The organism is Algoriphagus iocasae, assembly GCF_014206875.1.
Lineage (GTDB): Bacteria > Bacteroidota > Bacteroidia > Cytophagales > Cyclobacteriaceae > Algoriphagus > Algoriphagus iocasae.
This window is the reverse complement of sequence record NZ_JACIJO010000005.1, coordinates 123,256-143,176: the sequence shown is the minus strand read 5'-3', so window position 1 is coordinate 143,176 and position 19,921 is coordinate 123,256. Positions and strand designations below refer to the sequence as shown.

17 protein-coding genes are annotated in these 19,921 nt (G+C 38.6%); 9 read left to right on the top strand and 8 right to left on the bottom strand.

What is annotated here, in order from left to right:
* Positions 1 to 22: 22 nt before the first annotated feature.
* The 4 genes from FHS59_RS21920 to FHS59_RS21905 all read left to right on the top strand — a co-directional run bounded on the left by FHS59_RS21920 (position 23) and on the right by FHS59_RS21905 (position 6,484).
* Positions 23 to 3,487: a hypothetical protein gene (locus FHS59_RS21920; protein ID WP_184498265.1), complete on the top strand. Its 3,465-nt coding sequence runs from the start codon at positions 23 to 25 to the stop codon at positions 3,485 to 3,487.
* A 63-nt stretch (positions 3,488 to 3,550) separates the two neighbouring features.
* The gene (locus FHS59_RS21915; RefSeq protein WP_184498263.1) at positions 3,551 to 4,255 is read left to right on the top strand and encodes an SDR family oxidoreductase; all 705 of its coding nucleotides are present in this window, start codon (positions 3,551 to 3,553) and stop codon (positions 4,253 to 4,255) included.
* A 3-nt stretch (positions 4,256 to 4,258) separates the two neighbouring features.
* The gene (ispG, locus tag FHS59_RS21910; RefSeq protein WP_184498261.1) at positions 4,259 to 6,241 is read left to right on the top strand and encodes a (E)-4-hydroxy-3-methylbut-2-enyl-diphosphate synthase; all 1,983 of its coding nucleotides are present in this window, start codon (positions 4,259 to 4,261) and stop codon (positions 6,239 to 6,241) included.
* 48 nt (positions 6,242 to 6,289) lie between these two features.
* The gene (locus FHS59_RS21905; RefSeq protein WP_184498259.1) at positions 6,290 to 6,484 is read left to right on the top strand and encodes a DUF6728 family protein; all 195 of its coding nucleotides are present in this window, start codon (positions 6,290 to 6,292) and stop codon (positions 6,482 to 6,484) included.
* A 53-nt stretch (positions 6,485 to 6,537) separates the two neighbouring features.
* Here FHS59_RS21905 and FHS59_RS21900 read toward each other — a convergent pair whose 3' ends face one another.
* From FHS59_RS21900 to FHS59_RS21890, 3 genes are all read right to left on the bottom strand, one after another.
* Positions 6,538 to 7,641 carry an acyltransferase family protein gene (locus tag FHS59_RS21900; RefSeq protein ID WP_184498257.1) on the bottom strand — a complete coding sequence of 368 codons (1,104 nt, stop codon included), beginning with the start codon at positions 7,639 to 7,641 and terminating at the stop codon, positions 6,538 to 6,540.
* Between the two features lie 286 nt (positions 7,642 to 7,927).
* A complete protein-coding gene (locus tag FHS59_RS21895) occupies positions 7,928 to 8,812 on the bottom strand; it encodes a sterol desaturase family protein (RefSeq protein ID WP_184498255.1) in 885 nt (294 codons plus the stop codon).
* 151 nt (positions 8,813 to 8,963) lie between these two features.
* Positions 8,964 to 9,164, bottom strand: coding sequence for a dodecin family protein (locus FHS59_RS21890; protein WP_184498253.1), 201 nt, complete (start codon positions 9,162 to 9,164; stop codon positions 8,964 to 8,966).
* A gap of 168 nt (positions 9,165 to 9,332) precedes the next feature.
* Between FHS59_RS21890 and FHS59_RS21885 the strand changes: the two genes are divergently transcribed.
* The 3 genes from FHS59_RS21885 to FHS59_RS21875 are packed head-to-tail and all read left to right on the top strand — an operon-like array spanning position 9,333 to position 11,786.
* Positions 9,333 to 9,683: an MmcQ/YjbR family DNA-binding protein gene (locus FHS59_RS21885; protein WP_184498251.1), complete on the top strand. Its 351-nt coding sequence runs from the start codon at positions 9,333 to 9,335 to the stop codon at positions 9,681 to 9,683.
* On the top strand, positions 9,680 to 10,633 hold the full coding sequence (locus tag FHS59_RS21880) for an ABC transporter ATP-binding protein (protein WP_184498249.1): 954 nt from the start codon (positions 9,680 to 9,682) through the stop codon (positions 10,631 to 10,633). The genes FHS59_RS21885 and FHS59_RS21880 overlap by 4 nt, the downstream gene beginning before the upstream one ends.
* A gap of 19 nt (positions 10,634 to 10,652) precedes the next feature.
* Positions 10,653 to 11,786, top strand: coding sequence for an App1 family protein (locus FHS59_RS21875; protein ID WP_184498247.1), 1,134 nt, complete (start codon positions 10,653 to 10,655; stop codon positions 11,784 to 11,786).
* A gap of 102 nt (positions 11,787 to 11,888) precedes the next feature.
* On the opposite strand, the gene FHS59_RS21870 is transcribed toward FHS59_RS21875, so the two are convergent.
* The 3 genes from FHS59_RS21870 to FHS59_RS21860 are packed head-to-tail and all read right to left on the bottom strand — an operon-like array spanning position 11,889 to position 15,535.
* On the bottom strand, positions 11,889 to 12,413 hold the full coding sequence (locus tag FHS59_RS21870) for an FKBP-type peptidyl-prolyl cis-trans isomerase (RefSeq protein WP_184498245.1): 525 nt from the start codon (positions 12,411 to 12,413) through the stop codon (positions 11,889 to 11,891).
* Between the two features lie 7 nt (positions 12,414 to 12,420).
* Complete coding sequence (locus FHS59_RS21865; RefSeq protein ID WP_184498243.1) at positions 12,421 to 13,137, bottom strand: class I SAM-dependent methyltransferase; 717 nt, start codon at positions 13,135 to 13,137, stop codon at positions 12,421 to 12,423.
* Positions 13,124 to 15,535, bottom strand: a complete 2,412-nt coding sequence (locus FHS59_RS21860) for a YfhO family protein (protein ID WP_184498241.1) — start codon at positions 15,533 to 15,535, stop codon at positions 13,124 to 13,126. The genes FHS59_RS21865 and FHS59_RS21860 overlap by 14 nt, the downstream gene beginning before the upstream one ends.
* Before the next feature lie 254 nt (positions 15,536 to 15,789).
* Between FHS59_RS21860 and ffh the strand changes: the two genes are divergently transcribed.
* Together ffh and FHS59_RS21850 are read left to right on the top strand one after the other, a co-directional pair.
* Positions 15,790 to 17,124: a signal recognition particle protein gene (gene ffh, locus FHS59_RS21855; RefSeq protein WP_184498239.1), complete on the top strand. Its 1,335-nt coding sequence runs from the start codon at positions 15,790 to 15,792 to the stop codon at positions 17,122 to 17,124.
* A gap of 347 nt (positions 17,125 to 17,471) precedes the next feature.
* Complete coding sequence (locus FHS59_RS21850) at positions 17,472 to 17,951, top strand: hypothetical protein (protein WP_184498237.1); 480 nt, start codon at positions 17,472 to 17,474, stop codon at positions 17,949 to 17,951.
* Positions 17,952 to 18,021: 70 nt separating this feature from the next.
* Here FHS59_RS21850 and FHS59_RS21845 read toward each other — a convergent pair whose 3' ends face one another.
* Positions 18,022 to 18,768 (bottom strand): LytR/AlgR family response regulator transcription factor, encoded by a 747-nt coding sequence (locus FHS59_RS21845; protein ID WP_184498235.1) that lies wholly within the window; start codon positions 18,766 to 18,768, stop codon positions 18,022 to 18,024.
* Entirely contained in the window at positions 18,765 to 19,838 is a 1,074-nt protein-coding gene (locus FHS59_RS21840) for a sensor histidine kinase (protein ID WP_246388572.1), read from the bottom strand. The genes FHS59_RS21845 and FHS59_RS21840 overlap by 4 nt, the downstream gene beginning before the upstream one ends.
* Positions 19,839 to 19,921 lie beyond the last annotated feature (83 nt).

Below are 19,921 nucleotides of genomic sequence, written 5' to 3'. Positions count from 1 at the left end.
AAAAAGGGCTTTCATCTTAAACATGCGGAATTGGGCTTTTTTCTGGATTGTACTGCTTGGCTTTTTTGCGTCTGCACAAGCTCAGGAAAAATGCCTTTGGGTAAAATCGACAGACTTTACCCAACCCAAACTCATCGATTCTTTGTCTGTATTGGAAGAAAGCATTAGGGTTTCAGATTCACAGGGTAATTCCTTTCCTTTTCAATACGATCTAAATACCAATCAACTTCAGATAATTTTTGGAGAGCGTGCAATTCCCGATTCGGTTCAGGTTTGTTACCAAACTTTCATTCTCCGATTTGATCAACCAGCGGCAAAAAGAACCTTGCTCGCAGATTATGATTCGATGGCACGTTTTCGCGAAACGAGAGTGCTGGAGTCACCTACATTTGATTTTAGGGAGGAACTTTTTCCAAGTACAGATTTGTATAAATCCGGTAGTTTGACCCGGGGTATATCCTTTGGGAATACTCAAAATGTATTTGTGAATTCTGCGCTGAACCTTCAGTTGGAAGGAAGTATTTCCGATAATCTTAAAATCAGAGCCAGTATTACCGATCAAAATGTGCCTTTTCAACCTGAAGGAAATACCCAACAAATTCAGGATTTTGACAATGTATTAATTGAGCTTTACAATGATGATTTCACTCTGTCTGCAGGTGATGTGGTCCTTCAGCAAAGAGAGTCTGAGTTTTTGAGGTATTATAAAAATGTCCAGGGACTCCAGTTTACTTCAAATTATAAAATGAAAGGTAACTGGACTGCAAGTTCTCAGGGTTTTGCTTCTATCGCAAAGGGGAAATTCGCTTCCATTCAGCTACCGATTTTAGAAGGAGTTTTAGGTCCTTACCGAATTCAAGGTCCCCAGAATGAAAGATTTGTGATCATCATGGCAAATTCTGAGCGGGTGTTTTTGGATGGAAAACAGCTGCAGCGTGGATTTAATGCAGATTATGTGATCGATTACAATCAGGCAGAAATCACATTTACGCCTAAAGTACTGATTACTCAATATTCTCGTGTAAGGGTGGATTTTGAATATGCAGAAAGAAATTATAGCCGATCTATTTTGGGTGCTAATCATTCTCAAACAAATGGGAAAGTGGATGTATATCTCAATTACTATCAGGAAAAAGACAATAGAAACCGACCCTTATTCACGGATTTCAGTCAGGATGAATTAAGACTTTTGTCCTCTGTTGGAGATCAAACAGAAAATGCTTTGATCCCGAGGATTGACAGTGTTGCCTTCGATCAAAATCGCATTTTATATCAAAAAATCACTGATTTTGATGCTACTGGTGAACCTCTGGTTTATTATGAATATTCTACTGATCCTCAAACAGCTCATTTTGCTTTGTCTTTTTCTCAAGTAGGTCAGGGAAATGGAGACTATAGACGAAAAAGCCAATTGGCGAACGGAACGGTTTATGAATATGTGCCTCGAATCAATGGTTTGCCACAAGCAGATTATTCAATTCTAACCCAACTACCGACTCCTGATAGTAAAAGAATGGTGACAGCTGGCACGAGGGTTAAGATAGGTTCGCATGAAAAGGTTTATACAGAACTTGCTTTATCCTCTCTTGATAAAAATCTTTTTTCAGACATAGATGATGAGAATAATCAAGGCTTAGGCTGGAAAATTGGATTAGAGTCAGAAAACCGGGAATTAAGTTGGTTGGATGAGTATGTGTTTTCAGGTCAGACAGAGCTAGAATACAACTCCACAAATTTCAATTTTATCGATCGCTTTCGATATATCGAGTTTGATAGAGATTGGGGATTGCAACAAGAAGACCTACAGTCTCCGGCACAAGAACAATTATTTCGGACACAATTTTCTTTGGAAAAGGATCTCTTTAATCGCTTTGATTATAGGCTTTACTTGAGGAATAGAAAAGATGTCTTGAATGGTCAGCAACATACCGCGAATTGGAACTTACAACTTGGAAATAAAATTAATTTGAGGCAGGAGTTTTTCAAACTGGCAAGCCAAAAAGATAGCTTGGAAACGGATTGGGTTAGATATCTAGGAGATGTTTCTTTTCAAAGTAAATGGGTCATTCCAGGCTACCAATTTTCAATTGACAGAAACTCCCTTACTAATTCTGAAAAAGATTCTGTAGTCAGTACTGCAATGAATTTCAGGCAACATCTCATATATCTGAAAAGTAATGATACCCTGTCAACCTCTTTTTTAGCGGATGCAGCTTGGAGAGAGGATAGGGCTCCTTATTTGGGCAAATTTGAAAATGACACAAGAGCATTTACTTCCAATTTTACTTTTAGAAAGCAGTGGACACAGCATAGTCTCAGCAGTACTTTTACCTATCGTGAACTTGAGTATTTATTTCGGGATTTAGCATCTGAGCTTACCGTGATGGGTAAATTGGATTACCAAGGTAGTCTGTGGAAAAATGCAATTAGAAACGAAATCAGCTATGCGATTGGAAATGGTCGAGAGCTTCAGCGGGAATTTGTCTTTTTGCCAGCGCCAAATGGAGATGGAACCCATACTTGGCGGGATGATAATGGGGATGGTGTTCAGCAGTTAAACGAGTTTTATTTGGCGATTAATCCTGAGGAAAAACAATATATCAAAGTCTTTGTGCCGACTGATACCTATGTTCAGGCTTATACCAGTATTTTGAATTATAGAGTTCAGGCAAGGTTTCCGGAATCCTGGAAAGAAGGAGGCGGATTGCAAAGCTTTCTCCATAAGTTTTCAAATACCACAAGTTTGAGTGTTGAAAAAAAGGTCACGACGGAGGATTTTGGAGATAGGATCAATCCATTTATTGGAAATATTGACCGGGAGGATATTTTATCATTGAGGCAGGTAATCCGGACGTCATTTTTCTTCAATAGAGCCTCAGCGGTTTATGGATTTGATCTTTCATTGTTTGATTCACAATTGAAGCAATTGCTATCTGGAGGCTTTGAAGATTTAATTCAAAAAGACTGGAAATTAAACACGAGGTTCAATTTCACACCAAGTACTTCTCTGAGAGTGTTGGCCGGAGTTGGGAAAAGGATCTCAGGGTCAGACTTTTTGGAGAATAGAAATTATACTATTGATCAGAATTCTATTGGTCCTGAACTGGCTTGGCAGCCAACACCGTTTTTCAGAACTACAGCTTCGTATTCTTTTACTGGTAAAGAAAATACAGCAAACCTAGAATTCGATGAAAAAGCCTTATTGCATCAAATTGGGTTGGATTTGAGATTTGCCAAAGCAATAAAAACCACTCTGACCGGTAATTTTAAATTAATTCAAATTGATTACAATGGAGTGTCTAATTCTCCTGTAGGATATGAAATGCTGCAGGCTTTGACGCCAGGAACCAACATGACCTGGACATTCAACTGGCTTCAAAAAATAGGAGAGGGTTTGCAATTGAATTTGGTTTATGAAGGGCGGAATTCCCAAGGACTGGATCGATTGGTCCATGTCGGAAGGATGCAAGTTTCGGCTCTATTTTGATAAAAAAATGTAACTTTGTCTCGAATAAATAGTTGTCATACTAACTATTAAAACACGAATTAAATGAGTAAAAGTATCCTGGTTACAGGCGGCACAAAAGGAATAGGAAGGGCTATCATTGAGCGTTTTGCAAATGAAGGTTTTGACGTGATTACTTGTTCAAGAAATGAGAAAGATTTGGCAGACTTAAGAGCTGAATTGGAAGAGAATCATGCTTTAATTCATGTTTTGGCTGTTAAAGCTGATCTTTCTAAAAAAGAGGAAGTGATGGAATTTGCGGAAAAAGTAAAAGCTTTTGGAGTTCCTGATGTGTTGGTGAATAATACAGGTGTTTTTCTTCCCGGAGGAATTTTGGACGAGCCTGAGGGGAATTTTGAATTGATGATGAATACGAATTTGTATTCCGCATATTATTTAACCAGAGCGCTGATTGATGGAATGAAGGCCAAAAAGAAAGGCCATATTTTCAGCATGGGCTCAATCGCTGGTCTGACGGCTTATGCCAATGGAGGTAGCTATGCGATTTCCAAATGGGCGATGTTAGGCATGACCAAATGTCTACGTGAAGAATTAAAAAATGAGGCTATAAAAGTAACCTCTGTTTTGCCGGGAGCAACTTATACGGCAAGTTGGGAAGGAGTAAATTTGCCAGAGGAAAGATTTATCAAACCGGAAGATGTGGCGGAATCCGTATGGTCTGCCTATAACCTTTCACCCCAATCTGTTGTTGAAGAATTAGTGATCAGACCTCAATTAGGAGATATATAAACTATGGAGCCAATTATTAAATCACTGGACCAATTGTATTGCAATAGCCTGACATCGTATTCAAGAAGGAAAACTATTCCCGTGAATGTCGGAGGTGTTTTGATCGGAGGAGATAATCCAATCGTGGTGCAGTCCATGACCACTGTAGATACGATGGATACAATCGGCTCTGTGGAGCAATGTATCCGAATGATCGAATCAGGCTGTGAGTTGATCCGAATTACCGCTCCAAGCATCAAGGAGGCTGAAAATTTAAAAAACATCAAGGATGAGCTTCGCAAAAGAGGATATACGACTCCTTTGGTAGCAGATATACACTTTACTCCAAATGCAGCAGAAGTTGCAGCAAAGATCGTGGAGAAAGTAAGAATCAATCCGGGCAATTATGCCGATAAAAAGAAGTTTGAAGTAATTGAATATACCGATGCTACTTACCAGGAAGAGCTAGATCGGATTCGTGAGCGGTTCTTGCCTTTAGTGAAGATCTGTAAAGAGCATGGAACAGCAATGCGAATTGGTACTAATCACGGTTCCTTGTCAGATCGAATTATGAGTCGATATGGAGACACTCCATTAGGTATGGTGGAATCTGCATTGGAATTTTTGAGAATCTGCGAGGATGAGAATTACTTTGATATTGTGATTTCGATGAAGTCTTCCAATACTCAAGTGATGGTTCAGGCGTATCGTTTGCTTGTGCAAAAGTTAAATGAAGGAGGGTTTAAACCTTACCCTTTGCATTTGGGAGTGACAGAAGCAGGTGAAGCGGAAGATGGAAGAATCAAATCTGCTGTTGGAATTGGAACCTTGTTGGAGGATGGACTGGGAGATACTGTTCGGGTTTCTTTGACAGAAGACCCTGAATTTGAAGCACCTGTTGCCAAAGCTTTGATTGATCGTTATGTCCATAGAACTCCTCATGCTGAAATAAAGGAAATAGATTCTTATCCGATTCATCCTTTCGATCATGAGAAGAGACACACTTTTGAGGTGTTTAACTTTGGAGACCACAATGTACCAAGAGTGATTACGGATATCTCAAAAATTGAGAAGATAACTGAAAAGGAAATTAAGCAGACAGGACATTTTTATTTGCCTGAGCTGGATAAATGGAAAATGAATGACCAAGGTTGTGATTTTGTGTATTCTGGTTCCAATCCAATTCCATTTATGCTGCCAAATGGAATGAAAGAAATCCAGGATGCTTCGATTTGGCAAAGCCAAAAGGACCAAGTCAATAAATTCCCACTGTTCAATTTAGAGGAGTTTAAAGCTTCTTCAAATTTCCATTCTGAGTTGAATTTCCTGGAAATTACCGATACAGAAATCGATCAGGCAATTCCTTTGATCTCTGGAAGAAGAGATATAATATTGATTTTGAAAACTGCCAATAAGCATGCAATGCCGGCTATCAGAAGAGCTTTTGTATCGTTGATGGAGTCAAAGGTTGAAGTTCCGGTGGTTGTAAAAATTGCTTATCCAGATCAAAATCAGGATTTGACCATGCTTTATGCTGCCACTGATGTTGGAGGTTTACTAATCGATGGTTTGGGAGATGGAATATTTATTTCCCTTGAAAAAGAGCATCAAACTGATCGAAATGAGATTCTTGATCAAGTGAAATTGCATAATTCTGTTGGATTCGGAGTTTTGCAGGCTGCAAGAACTAGAATGTCGAAAACAGAATATATTTCTTGCCCTTCTTGTGGTAGGACGTTATTTGATCTTCAGGAAACGACTGCCATGATCAGAAAGAGAACAGATCACCTAAAAGGTGTGAAAATCGGGATCATGGGCTGTATCGTTAATGGTCCTGGTGAGATGGCCGATGCTGATTATGGATATGTGGGTTCGGGAAAAGGAAAGATTACGCTTTACAAAGGAAAAGAAGTGATGAAAAGGTCTGTTCCTTCTGAAAGAGCTGTAGATGAACTGATAGAAATTATCCGTGAAGATGGTATGTGGAATGAGCCAGAAACCATTTGATTAAACTTATTTTGTCAATAACCTGTTGACCAACAAAAGCTAGAAATTATGTCAGATACGAATAAAGTCAAAGAATTCTTTAAGCTTGGAGAGGTAGGAAATTACTTTATCAGAGTATTTCAAAAGCCCGATCCAAACCAGAAGTCAAACTTGAATCTTAGAATGATGCATGGAATCAATAAGATTTCCATCATTGTGTTCTTATTGGCTATTATTGTTTGGACGGTTAAGAGATTTATGTGATCATAGAAATTCAAAAAAAAGGTCATCTCAGTAATGGGATGACCTTTTTTGATTTAGATTCTAAAGAATATTTTCTTTTTATATAAGAAGTAACATAATCCCCACATGGCGGCCAAGGTGATAAATGCAGTAAGGATTGCAATGCCATGCTCGCCAAATCCTATTGGTGTCAAGAAGCCATCAGTGAATATTTTGATCAATCGATAAAGCCATCGATGCCCAAGGATTTCCGCAAAGAGGTAAATGAAAATCGAATTCATTCCCACAATGATAAATGGTAAAGCTTTCGATTGATATTTTTTCACATCGATCAACCAGAAAGAAAAAGCCAATGCCAACAGCGCCCATCCTCCTGAGGCCAAAGCAAAGGAACTGGTGCTAATACGTTTGATGATAGGGGTGATCCCCAAGATGTCCAGTCCATATCCTAAAGCAAGACCAATTATACCAGCTATTGCCAAGGATTTTATTTTCTCAGTCGGAGCTTTCTTAGAAAGTAAAAGATTCCCACAAATTGCTCCCCAAATCGTATGTGCTGCTGTGGGTATACAATTAATAGCAACCCAGCCACCATTATTGATTTTGCCCATCAAAATCATGTCAATGTAATTCCCAAAATTGGTTCCATGCTCGTAGGGCACTGCAGGGTTATAAGCTCGGTAGAGGATTTCTGTCAAGGCCAAAAGTCCAATAGAAACTGCCAGCTGAACTTTCCAAGGTTTTGAAATCAAAAAATAGGTAACCAAAATTGTGAATGAAAGCTGGGTCAATACATTCCAGAGTTCGAATACAAGTTTCCCACTATAAACACAATGAAGGCCTGTTCCAAAAAGGAAAAGGTAAAAACATCGCTTGAGAATATGTTTGGTAACTTCGGATCGGTTTTCATGATTTGCTAGCCTTTTGTTTAGGGAAAAAGGCATTGCCACTCCTACGATAAACATGAAAAACGGTTGGATCAGATCCCAAAACCGAAGCCCATTCCAAGGATGATGCGTAAACTGAGTGAAAAAGGAGTTGAAAAATCCTGGTTCAGGAAAGGCTTCCAAAAGACTTTCGTAAACAAAAGCCGCTTCAGCAATCAATAAAAACATGGTGACACCTCTAAAAGTGTCTAAAGAAACAAGCCTTTCAGACTTGGTTGGGGGTGGGTTCATTTGGTTAAAAGTTGGGTTTTACTCTAAACTAATCAATAGAAGGAAGTAGGCATAAAAAAAGGTGCAGAAATTCTGCACCTGAATGAAATTGAGTTTTTAATCTTTCCTCTTACTTTCCTTTTTAGCGGCTTTTGCTGCCCTCTTTTCTTTCAATGTCTTTGATGGGGCCGACTTGTCATTTTTTGGTTTACCCTCAGGTTGTTTTGCCATGGTTGGAATGTGGCTTTAGTAGATACCACATTGTCTCTAACGCAAAAGTGAAGAAAAGAGATAAAGCATTTAGGTTTTATTTTTTCTTGAAAATCCGCTGAAAAGGAGCAAGGTTTTGACCTATAAAATCCTCAGGATAGTTCTCCTCGTCTGGCAGGCCCACAGGTAGGTTTTCATCATCGGATGGCCAATAATTTGTTCTAAATAAGAAGTCCCAAAGGCTTAAAGAAATTCCATAATTGAATCCATGGGGATGCGAATCAGGTAAGTTTTTCGCATGATGCCATAAGTGCATTTGAGGACCATTGATGATATACCGAAAAGGACCCAAAGGGATGTACAAATTGGCATGACCAAGCTGTCCCAGTACTAAAGTGAAAATGTGGACAATAAAGAAATCAGTAATCCCAAATCCTATCATCGCTAATGGGATATACTCTAAAGTTCTATACAAGATGTTTTCCATCCAGTGATAGCGTAAAAGTGCGGCAAATCCCATCTCCCTCGTGCTATGGTGTACTTTATGGAATTCCCACATCCAACCGACATGATGATACATCATATGGATCGTCCATTGCATAAAATCACGGATGATAAATATCAAAACTAATTGAAGCCAGCCTGGTAATTGGTCAACTTTTATAGCGATAGTATTGGTAATCCCAAATAATCCCAAGAAGTCATTAAATGCCTCTACTGCGACCATAGAAAGGGCATTATAGGCCACAAGCGCAAAGAGAAAATAATTCCAGAATAAATAGAAAATGTCCAGCCAGAAATGCTCTCGAATGATAGGTTGGTTTTTTCTCCAGGGAAAGAAAACTTCCAAGAGCCAAATAACAAACGAGGCTCCTACAAGCCAGTAAAAATAATTGTGCCAGGAAGGGTGAAGAATTTCATTGATCAAATAATTCCAATAGCCGTAATAACCGTCAGAAATAGCTTTGATGTACTTTTCCATGGACCAAAGATGTTTAATTTATCTTTTTGACAAGGTGATTAAGATCACAAATAATTGAAATCTTTAATTAAAGAGGATTTTGGTCCTTATGGTTCAAAAAAAGTACAGATATATTGCTGTACTTTTTTCATTCTAATGAATTAGATCTTGATTAATCTACTCTAAAGGAAACTTTGCAGACACAACCATAAGAACTTACTTTCCCATCTTTTACGTGGGCTTTGATGTCTTTAACATAAACTGAGTCGATGTTTCTTACCGTTTTGGAAACTTCATCAACAGCGTTTTGGATTGCATGCTCAATACTTTGGTCTGAGGAAGCGATTACTTCCAATACTTTTACTATTCCCATGTCTTTTTTGGTTTTATTGAAAATTGAATTGTCTTAGAAAATAACCTTTTATCAGGTCACCTGAAAGTTTAATAGACTTTATCTTTTACCTAGCTGAGAAATTGGATCGATTAATCAGAATTATTAAGGGCAATTTTCTAATTTCAAAAAAGCATTACTCCTTTTCCGATGACCTTGACCTTTTATAGAGACTACTGTTTAGCAAAACCTGGGGTGACGGAGGATACTCCATTTGATGAAGATGCCCTTTGTTTTAGGGTGGGAGGGAAGATTTTCTCCATTACCTCCATTTCTATTTTTAGCTATATCAATCTTAAATGTGATCCAGAGAGAGCAGTTGAGTTGAGGGAACAATATGATGGAATTACTCCTGGATATCATATGAATAAGAAGCAGTGGAATTCTGTTAGCACCACCGGTAATGTTCCTGATTCACTTATTTTGGAATTGGCAGATCATTCATACGAACTTATCTTTGACAGCTTGCCTAAAAAAATCCAATCAGAAATACGCCCATGAGTTATTTTTCAGTCAGTCATGTTTCAAAATCTTACGACAATCGCTTAGCACTTTCTGATTTTTCTTTAGATCTGAATCAAGGAGAATTTCTTTCCATTGTGGGAGCAAGTGGATCGGGTAAAAGCACCTTACTTAGGATCATGGCAGGGTTGGAGATTCAGGATGAAGGCCAGGTTTTTCTCAATGGAGAAGAGGTCTTAAATCCAAAACATAAGCTGGTTTCAGGCTACGATGAAATAAAATTGATCCATCAGGATTTTCATTTATTTCCAAACTCTACTGTGGAGGAAAATATCGCTCGACCCCTTCTTCAGTTTGATAAAGAGTATGCAAAATTTCGTGTAGAAAAATTGTTGTCATTATTGGGATTGAAAACTTTTAAAGATCGATATCCGAGACAATTGTCAGGTGGTCAGCAACAAAAAGTAGCAATTGCAAAGGCCCTCAGTGTGGAACCTGAATTGCTCTTGCTCGATGAGCCTTTTAGCTCCCTGGATACTATTCAGACCCAGAAGTTGATCCATGAATTGAAAGATTTGTTTTTGGAACTTGGGACAACAGTGGTTTTTGTAACGCATGATTTGGATGATGCCTTGAGGCTGACAGACAATCTCTTGATTTTGCAAAAGGGGAAAACTGTACAATCTGGGACTTCTCAGGTACTATGTGAAAATCCTAAATCAAAATATGTAGCCAGACTTTTCAGCCCCATCAATCTTATCCCAGATCGATTTAATTCCTATATCCGTCCGAGCAATGTAAAGTTGAGAAGCAAAGGTCCACTAATGGGTCATGTTGTTGATTCGCGTTATTTGGTACATTTTAACAGCCTTCAGATAAAACTAAAAAATGGAGGTGAAATATGGGAAGTAGATGATCCTCTTCGCAAATTTAAAATCGGAGATCGGGTTTATTTGAACTGGGATGAGGAGAAAGTAATGACCCTTTGAGAAGGAACGGATTTTAATCATGCCCCAAAAAAGAAACATTCTCTTAAGTTTTTTATATGAAATAAAACTTGGTATCAACCAGTCAATTTTGTGGTTAGCTATAAAATTGGGATTGGTGAAATCAATTTTGATTGTTCCTTTTGAAGGTTTTGGGAATGAACGGGAAATTCTGCTTGTCGGAAGAGTGATTCGGGATAATCGAATCGGGAGTTCTAGTCCCGAAGACAGTGTTTGGAAGAATATTGGGAAAATGCGGAGGAGGTTTATGAGCACTGTCATTCCAAAGGTGCTTGTAAAAGCTGAATTTCAAGGAAAGGAATATCTTTCAAAAACAGATGAGGAAGGCTATTTCGAGTTCAAAATTCATCCAAACCATCCAATTAAACTTGCAAGTCGCTGGCAGCAAATTGAATTGACTCTTGTTGATAAGGTTATTAGAAATCAGGGAAAAGTTCAAGTTAAAGGAGATGTTTTTTTGCCAGTTGGGAATATTGATTATGGGATAATATCAGATATAGATGATACGATTATCCCAACTGGAGCCATGCGATTGGTGGAGATGCTGAAAACTACTTTTGCAAAGAATGCCTATACTCGAGTGCCATTCCCAGGGGTTGCTGCGTTCTATAAAACATTGCAAAAAGGGACAGATGGAGTCGAGAGTAATCCCTTTTTTTACGTTTCCAGCAGCCCATGGAATCTATATGATTTCCTTCATGAACTTTTAAAAATTCATCATATTCCGAAAGGGCCATTGATGCTTCGGGACATTGGTTTGTCTAGGACAGAACTTATTTCAGGAAGTCATTCTGAGCATAAATTAAAGCAGATCCGCCAGATTCTAAGTACATATTTGCACTTCCCATTTATGTTGATCGGAGATAGTGGACAAGATGATCCTAAAATCTATCTGCAAGTGGTAAAGGAATTTCCCGGTCGGATCATCATGATTTTCATTAGAGATGTTCATCCTTCGAGACATCCTTTTGTGGAAGAGGTCAAGGCTGAATTGGAATCTTTGGGGGTGAAAATGCTTTTGGTGAAAAATTCAATTGAGGCATCTCAGTTTGCTCTTGAAAATGGTTGGATCCTTCCGGAAGACATGAAAGAAATAGCAGAGGAAAAAGTAAAAGACGAGAAAGGAGAAACTTGAAATTTTCCTTAAAAATAGTTTGATTTTGTGATCTATAATTTGCTCAAAAAAAGAGGTAAGATTTTTAATTCTTACCTCTTTTGAATTTTTAGCGGGATTTAATTAATCATGTTCTCCGTGCTCTCCATGCACATGTCCATGATCCAATTCTTCTTTGGTGGCCTCTCTAACTTCGATGACCTTGCCATCAAAATGAAGGTCAAAACCTACTAATGGATGATTGAAATCAAGTAATAATTCTTCTCCAAGATCTTTCAGAATTTTAGCCTGCATAGGATAACCATTTTCGTCCATAAGAGGGAGGAAATTACCTTCTTCCAGCATTTCTTTATTGAAACCCTGCTCTCCGGAAAACTGTGATTTTGGAAGGTTAAGAATCAATTCATCATCTGCTTCTCCATATGCTTCCTCTACTGTCAAAGTGAAAGAAAATTCTTCTCCTTGCTTTTGTCCGGCTAGCAATTCTTCGAATTTTTCCGGTAATCCGCTTTGTCCAAATAGAAAATAGAAAGGATCTTCTTCATCTCTTACTTCCACACTGAAAGGAGCAGATTCTATCTCGTCCTCTGTTTTACTTACTTTCAATTCGTAGGTGAGACCTACCACTGAATTATTCTGAATTTTCATATTTTCTTTATTTAATACCGTGACGAAGACGGATGCTTATTCTTTCTTTTAGGATTTGCCATTTGCTTCTCGGGGTCGATTGATGCAATGGTTTTTGTGATCTGAAAATGAAATATTGGTAGTCCTTTTCTTCGAAGAATACAGAATAGGTTTCCATTTTTTCCAAATAAAAACCACTTGAAGTGATGCTTTTGATCAAGTCACCAGAATCCAAAGGTTGATCGATTACCTGCAATTTTTCAGGCTCATTTTCAATCATCCACTGCAAATACCGAGGAGCAGGAATATGAATAAATATCACAGAATCTTGATGAGAATGTTCTTGGATATTTTGGAATAGGCGTTGATGTTGATCCACTGGAATATGCTCTAGCACATCAGGGAAAATAAAGAAATCAAAGGTTTGATTAGGCTTATGAAAGTCGGACATATCCGATACCTCAAATTTCAAATTGGAATGTGACTTCCAAATCACCTTTGCTTTTTCAATACTTTCAGGACTGATGTCCACGGCTAAAACTTCACCGTTTTTCACCTGTCCAGCCAACAAACTACTAACAGTTCCAATCCCACAACCCACTTCTAAAATTCGGTGATTGGATTGTAAACCAGCAGCCATCACCTTGTCCAAAATGCTTAAGTGGCGAGAGTTAATGCCCGTCTTTTCCTGCTTATCGGCAAATTGATCGTAATAGCTGACGATTTTATCTTTAGACTCTTCCATTTCTTTCTTTTACTGTGAAAAACACACCGCCGATCAATCCCAAAATGATCAAGTATTGGAAGATGATCATTGGAGTTTTGGTATTGTAATAACTAGATGGAGCAAATCTAAATTCAATTTCATGCTGACCTGCAGGAACATTTAATCCTCTTAATAGGTAGTCTGTTCTTAGAATGTCTCTTTCTTTTCCATCAATTGTTGCTGTCCAACCAGCAGGATAATAGATTTCAGAAAATACTGCCAGACCTTCCTGACTCATATTTGCAGAGTATTTCAGGTGATTTGGGGCGTAAGAAATGAGGTCAATAGAACCTGAACCTGACTTGATTTCACCAAACTCCTGAGTGTTGACGGTTGCAGTTGTTTTGGTGTTAATTTCTCCCAATAGATCGATTTCTTCCTGGTTGGAACCTACAGGACGAATGCTGGAAGGAATCCAAGCAGGTCCATTTGCATCGGGATTTTCAAACACAGAATTCGCAGCATTTCCTGCAATCATGTATTTCGTGTTGAGCATGTTAAAGGACTGAATTCCTTCGAAATCAAAATTTCCTTCTTGTGCTTTGGTTACAAAATCATTCAATTCGCCGGATAGTCGATAATCAATCAAATCCTGAAATCTTCGAAGTTTGGCGCCGTGGTATCCTCCGATGGCATGAAAACGATAACTGGCCTTGCCTGCTGATGTTAATCCTTCAGTCAAGTCCAATACTCTGAAATAAGAGTCATCTTTCAATATTTCGGCATCTGCTGGAGTTTCTACAAAATAAGTTTTGGATGGATTATCCTGGAAAGAATCCTCATTTAGATAAGGTCTGTTGATACTCCAAAGGTCAAATAAAACCAATACAAAAAGGCCTGCACCTAGGATTAACTCACTGATTTTTCCTTTCAAATTGAAGAATATCAAAGCAAATGCAGCCGCGATAAAGCCAAGACTTTTTAAGGCACTTGCTTGAAGCATAGACTTTCTGTCCTCTCTCAAAGCACCAACGAGCCAATCTGGCAATCCTTGGTCGGCTGCTCCTTCAAATCTGAACATTCCTGCGCCAAGGATAAATAACAAAACTAGTCCTCCTGTTACTGCACCAGCCATGTACAATGACTTTAATTTTTGCTCTTGTACAAGCTTTTCCAAAGAGATCATTCCTAAAACTGGTATCGCAAACAAGGTCATGCCTAAAGCCATAGAGACGGCTCTGAATTTATTGTAGCCAGGAAGGATGTCAAATAAGAGGTAATTAAACCAAGCAAGGTTTTTTCCCCAAGAGAGCATCAACGAAAGAATGATGATTGCTCCAAAAGTGATTAATGACTGTTTTGGTGCTGCCCAGAATCCTAAAATAGCCAAAAATACCAAGATGACACCTCCGTAAATAGGTCCTCCGGTAAAAGGTTGATCTCCCCAATATGTCGGTGCTCCCTGGACGAACCCATTGATTTGTGCCGGGTCCAATCCTTGCTGACGAAGTGTTTTCTCAGAAGCAGAGTTTTTTGGAAGAGGAGTGTTAGAGCCACCTCCATAAAAATCAGGAATCAAAAACGTGAAAGATTCAATGATTCCGTTTGACCAGCCAAATGCATAATCCTTGTCCAGTCCAGCAGCTTTTGATTCGATTGTTACTTCACCTCTGGTAGAATACTTGGTGTAATCCAAGGCTGTAGCTAGTCTTCCAATGTTTCCTCCTAAAGCGAGTATTGCACCGATAAGTAAGAAACCAAGTGTTTTTGCCAGACTAGGAAAGCCTTCTTTTTTCCATTCAAAAATCAATCGGACCAAAACGTAAATAGCGCAAATCAGAAACGTATAGTAAATGATCTGCACGTGATTGAACTTGAATTGAAGAAGTAGTCCAAGAGCCAAAATAGCTGCTCCAAGAATTCTCTTTTTTTCGAATGCCAAATGGATTCCCAAAAGAACTACAGGAATTAAACATTCTGCCCAGATTTTGGCATTATGGCCTGCGGCAAGACTGAGTAAATTGTAGGTATTGAATGCAAATGCTAAACTTCCCAAAATGGCAAATATTGGCCTGACCCTAAATGAAATCAAAAGGGCATACATGGCCACCATTCCGAGGAAAAGCCCATTGACTGGGTGTGGTAATCCCAAAGTTAGAACTGAGACGATGGCGTTGGTAATGTCTCCTGGAAACTCCAAACTGATAAAATACGCCGGCATTCCACCAAACATGCTATTCGTCCAAAGCGCTTCTTCACCTGTAGATTCCCTGAAATCCAAGGCTTCTTTGGCGGAGCCTTCCCATTTTAGAATATCTCCTTGAAAAATAACTTGGTTTTCAAATACAACAGGAGAGAAATAAAGGGCTACAATGGCGTAAAATATCGCAACTCCAATTGCATGAGGGAGTATGTCTTTTTTAAAATCTATCGTCATGAAAAAGAAATTTCGAGGATAAGTTAGATGCGGGCGCAAATTAGGAATTTAAAGGCAAAGAGTCCTAATTCCCCGTCTTGCTTGTGGACTTGAATAATTGAAAACTGCCAAAACTCCAACGCGCTATTCGAAGTACTGTTATAATTTCTCGGTTATTTACTCCGGCTAATCAAAATCAATTTGCAAACACATAAAATGATACTTTCTATCCCTGATGAAAATCATTACTTTTGCTGCAAATACCCGCGATAGGAATGTTTGATAATTTAAGTTTAAAATTAGACCGTGCTTTCAAAACCCTGAAAGGAACCGGTACCATTACAGAAATAAACGTTGCGACAACTGTCAAAGAGATTAGAAGAGCTTTGATCGATGCCGACGTTAACTATAAAGTAGCCAAGGAAGTAACAGATACCATTAAGCAAGAGGCTTTGGGAAGAGATGTTTTGATCTCTGTTTCTCCAGGGCAATTGTTGGTGAAAATCACCCAAGAAGAGCTGACCAAGCTGATGGGAGGAACCAAAGTGGAAATCAACCTGACGGGTGATCCGTCTGTAGTTTTGATTTCTGGTCTACAAGGTTCTGGTAAAACAACTTTTTCCGGTAAGCTTGCCAGTTTGCTAAAAAGACAAGGCAGACAAGTCCTTTTGGTTGCCTGTGATATTTATCGTCCTGCTGCGATTGACCAGTTGAAAGTACTGGGTGAGCAAGTAGGAGTGGAGGTATACGCAGAGCCAGGTAATACCAATGCCTTAGAAATTGCTAATAATGCGATTGCTTACGCTAAAAAATCCGGTAAGAAGACAGTGATTGTCGATACAGCGGGTCGTTTGGCAGTGGATGAGCAAATGATGCAGGAAATTGAGCAGCTGAAAAAAGCGTTGAATCCTTCCGAAACATTATTTGTGGTTGATTCCATGACTGGTCAGGATGCGGTGAACACTGCAAAAACCTTCGACGAGCGATTGGACTTCAATGGTGTTGTTTTGACCAAATTGGATGGTGATACCCGAGGTGGTGCTGCCATTTCCATCCGTCACGTTGTCAATAAACCAATCAAATTCATCTCCACTGGTGAGAAGATGGAAAACTTGGATGTTTTCCACCCTGATCGTATGGCCCAAAGAATTTTGGGTATGGGTGATGTGATTTCCTTGGTAGAGCGTGCTCAGCAATCATTTGATGAGGAAGAAGCAAAAAGGATCAATTCTAAAATCCGAACCAATAATTTCAACTTTGATGATTTCCTTTCTCAGCTTGAGCAAGTGAAGAAAATGGGTAACATCAAAGATCTGATGGGCATGATCCCAGGTATGGGGAAAGCCATGAAAGGATTGGATATCGATGATGACTCATTTAAGCCGATCGAAGCTATCATCAAAAGTATGACTCCAGCTGAGCGTCAGCAGCCGGATATTATTGATGGAAGTCGAAGAAAAAGAATTGCCAGTGGTTCTGGAAGAACTATCACCGAGGTAAATAATCTGATGAAGCAATTCAGTGATATGAGAAAGATGATGAAGCAAATGAATAAAATGGGCGGGGCAAAAGCAGCAATGAGTAGGCTGATGCCAGGAGGAAAGAGATAAATAAAAAAGGAGCTGAAAAGCTCCTTTTTTGTTTTAGTTCATCCATTTTCTTAACATCTCCAGGAATGCCTCGTTGTAATTGTCCCCCACTGCAATGCAGTGGTTTCCAATTTGGTTGACGTTTTTTGAATCCGAATCGATATGGTCCAATATTTTTAAATGGAGAGAAGGGAATTATTATTCTAAAGTGATCTCATTTTCCAATCACATTTTAGGACAGTGGCAAAACTATTACTTAAAACTTCTTTATAAAACTGTAGCGTTTTTTGTTTTTATGGAGTATTGTCAATGATTTTGATTTACTTTTTTCAAACTAAATTATATATTTAACTCAAACAACAAGAATTATGAAAGTAAGACTATTCTCTTTAATCGCGTTGGTAGGTGTTGTTTTCAGCTGTAAAGACGTGGAGGAGCCCTCTCCAAATAACAGAATTGAAGGAGTTTACGAGTTTGTGAGTGAAGGAAATAATGGTTGGACCGAAAAAAAATTCAATTTTGTGGATTTGATGGAGTTTAACTCCGATGGAACGGTGACAGGTGAGGGATATACAACAGAAATAGGTTCTGACGAAATATTGGGTCATCGAAGCTATTTCTCTGGTACGTATTCCATTTCTGGAGATAAAGTAACTATATCTTACAGTGAGTCCTATTTTATGGGGATAGCAGATATTAATTATTTACCAAAAGAAGAGTTGACACTTGCTCAAGGAACAGATAATATTGGGAGTTTTTCAATTTTAGAAAACTATTCAGAACTAATGTCAATCTGCCCAAATAATGGGGCTTGCGGAACTCCAATTTCTTTCATAAGAGTGGAATAACAAATATTAATAAGAGAAAAAGGCTATTTTCAATTTATGATAACAGCCTTTTTGATTTTTAATGAGGAGTTCAGTTCATCCATTTCCCTAAAAACTCCAGAAAAGCATCTTTGTAATTATCTCCCACTGCGATGCTATGATTCCCTACTTGAATCACATTTTTAGAAACCGAATCAATATGGTCCAATGCAACGATAAAGGATCGGTGCACGCGCATAAAATGGCTGGAAGGCAATAGTTCTTCCATATTTTTTAAACTGGTTAGAGAAAGCAATGGATTTGGTTTAGAGAGCAAATGGACTTTCACATAGTCTTTATAAGCCTCAACACAAGCAATGTCTTTCAGCATGACTTTCACCAATTGATATTCCACTTTTAGGAAAATGTATTCTGGAGTGGAAGTCTCTTGTGTAGCAGTAATAGTTGTGGTCGAGGAATTTAATCTCTCAAAATAACTGAATGCTTTCGTTGCTGCATTTAAAAATTCCTCGTAGCTGTATGGTTTCAATAAGTAATCGAGGGCTTCAACCTTGTAGCCTTCAATGGCAAACTGATGATAAGCAGTGGCAAAGATAATTCTGGTTTTGTCTGAGTTTTTCTTTCCATCCAACACCCGGGCAAGTTCCATTCCCGATAAATCGGGCATCTGAATGTCCATAAAAATCAGTTGAACCTCGTTTTGGTTGATGAATCCAAGTGCTTCAACTCCATTCGAAAACTTACCAATTAGATTTAGGAAAGAGGTTTGCTCAATGAATTTACTCAGCAAATCTAACGCTAGCGGCTCATCGTCGATTGCTACACAGTTTAGTTTCATGCTAGATTGATGGTGAGATTTACCCAATACTCATTATTAGCCTCGTCTTTTCCAAACTTTAATCGATGCTTTTCTGGGTATAGCAGAGATAGTCTACGCTGAGTGTTTACCATTCCGATGCCATTTTCCTTGGCTTCAGGGCTGTCGGAATGAACAGGGAAAATATGATTTCTGGTCTCAAAGAAGAGCGTATCTCCCATTACTTCCAGTTTGATTTTGATCTCACATTCCTTTTGACTGCTTACTCCATGTTTGAAGGAGTTTTCTAGAAATGGAAGTAATAACATCGGTGCCACCACAAGATTTTCTTTCGGTTCATCGATGGAGATATTCAATTTGACGTTTCCGGTCAATCTCATTTTCATCAACTCGATGTAATCCTGGATGAAGTTCACTTCTTTCTTTAATAGAGTCTCATCTTTCTGGTTTTCATAAAGCACGTATCTCATCATTCTAGATAGTTTCAATAGTGCTTCCTGAGCTTTTTTGACATCCAAATTGGTCAATGAATAGATGTTATTCAGTGTATTGAAAAAGAAGTGCGGGTTGATTTGAGCTTTGAGATAAGAAAGCTCCGTGTTGATTCGCTGCTTTTCCATCTCTCTTCTCAGAGCTTCATCCTTTTGCCACTTCTGTACTGAAGCTACAGAAGTACTGATACCAATTGAAAGAAGGAATAAAAGGGAGTTGAATACATCTCCGGAAATACGTCTTGGCCCTGGCTTATAGATTTTGTCAGGATTAAAAGCTTTGTACATCAGCTCTGGCAAACCAATGAGCTCTTCGAAATATATGAGCACACCTATAAAACAGACTGCTGCGATAATGATGATTGTGATATAAAGAATGGGCTTTCCTTTCAACAATATCTTAGGGACAATCACGAGCATATTCATGTAGAAAGTCACTACTAAGAGTAGTGCTAAGAATGTCTGTTTAATCCAGTATTCATCCGGTATGTCGATTCTCCAACCCAAAGGCGAAAGTAAAAGCAATACCGTGCTGAGCATAGACCAGCCGAGAATGTGGACTAAAATCGAAACGCGTTTCTTTGAGCTAAATGGGAGCATAGACCTTATTTTCTTCATCAAACTAAAGAAAAGTAGCCTGAAAGCTAAAATAAAATCTGCCAATAGTAGCATTACACCTCCAA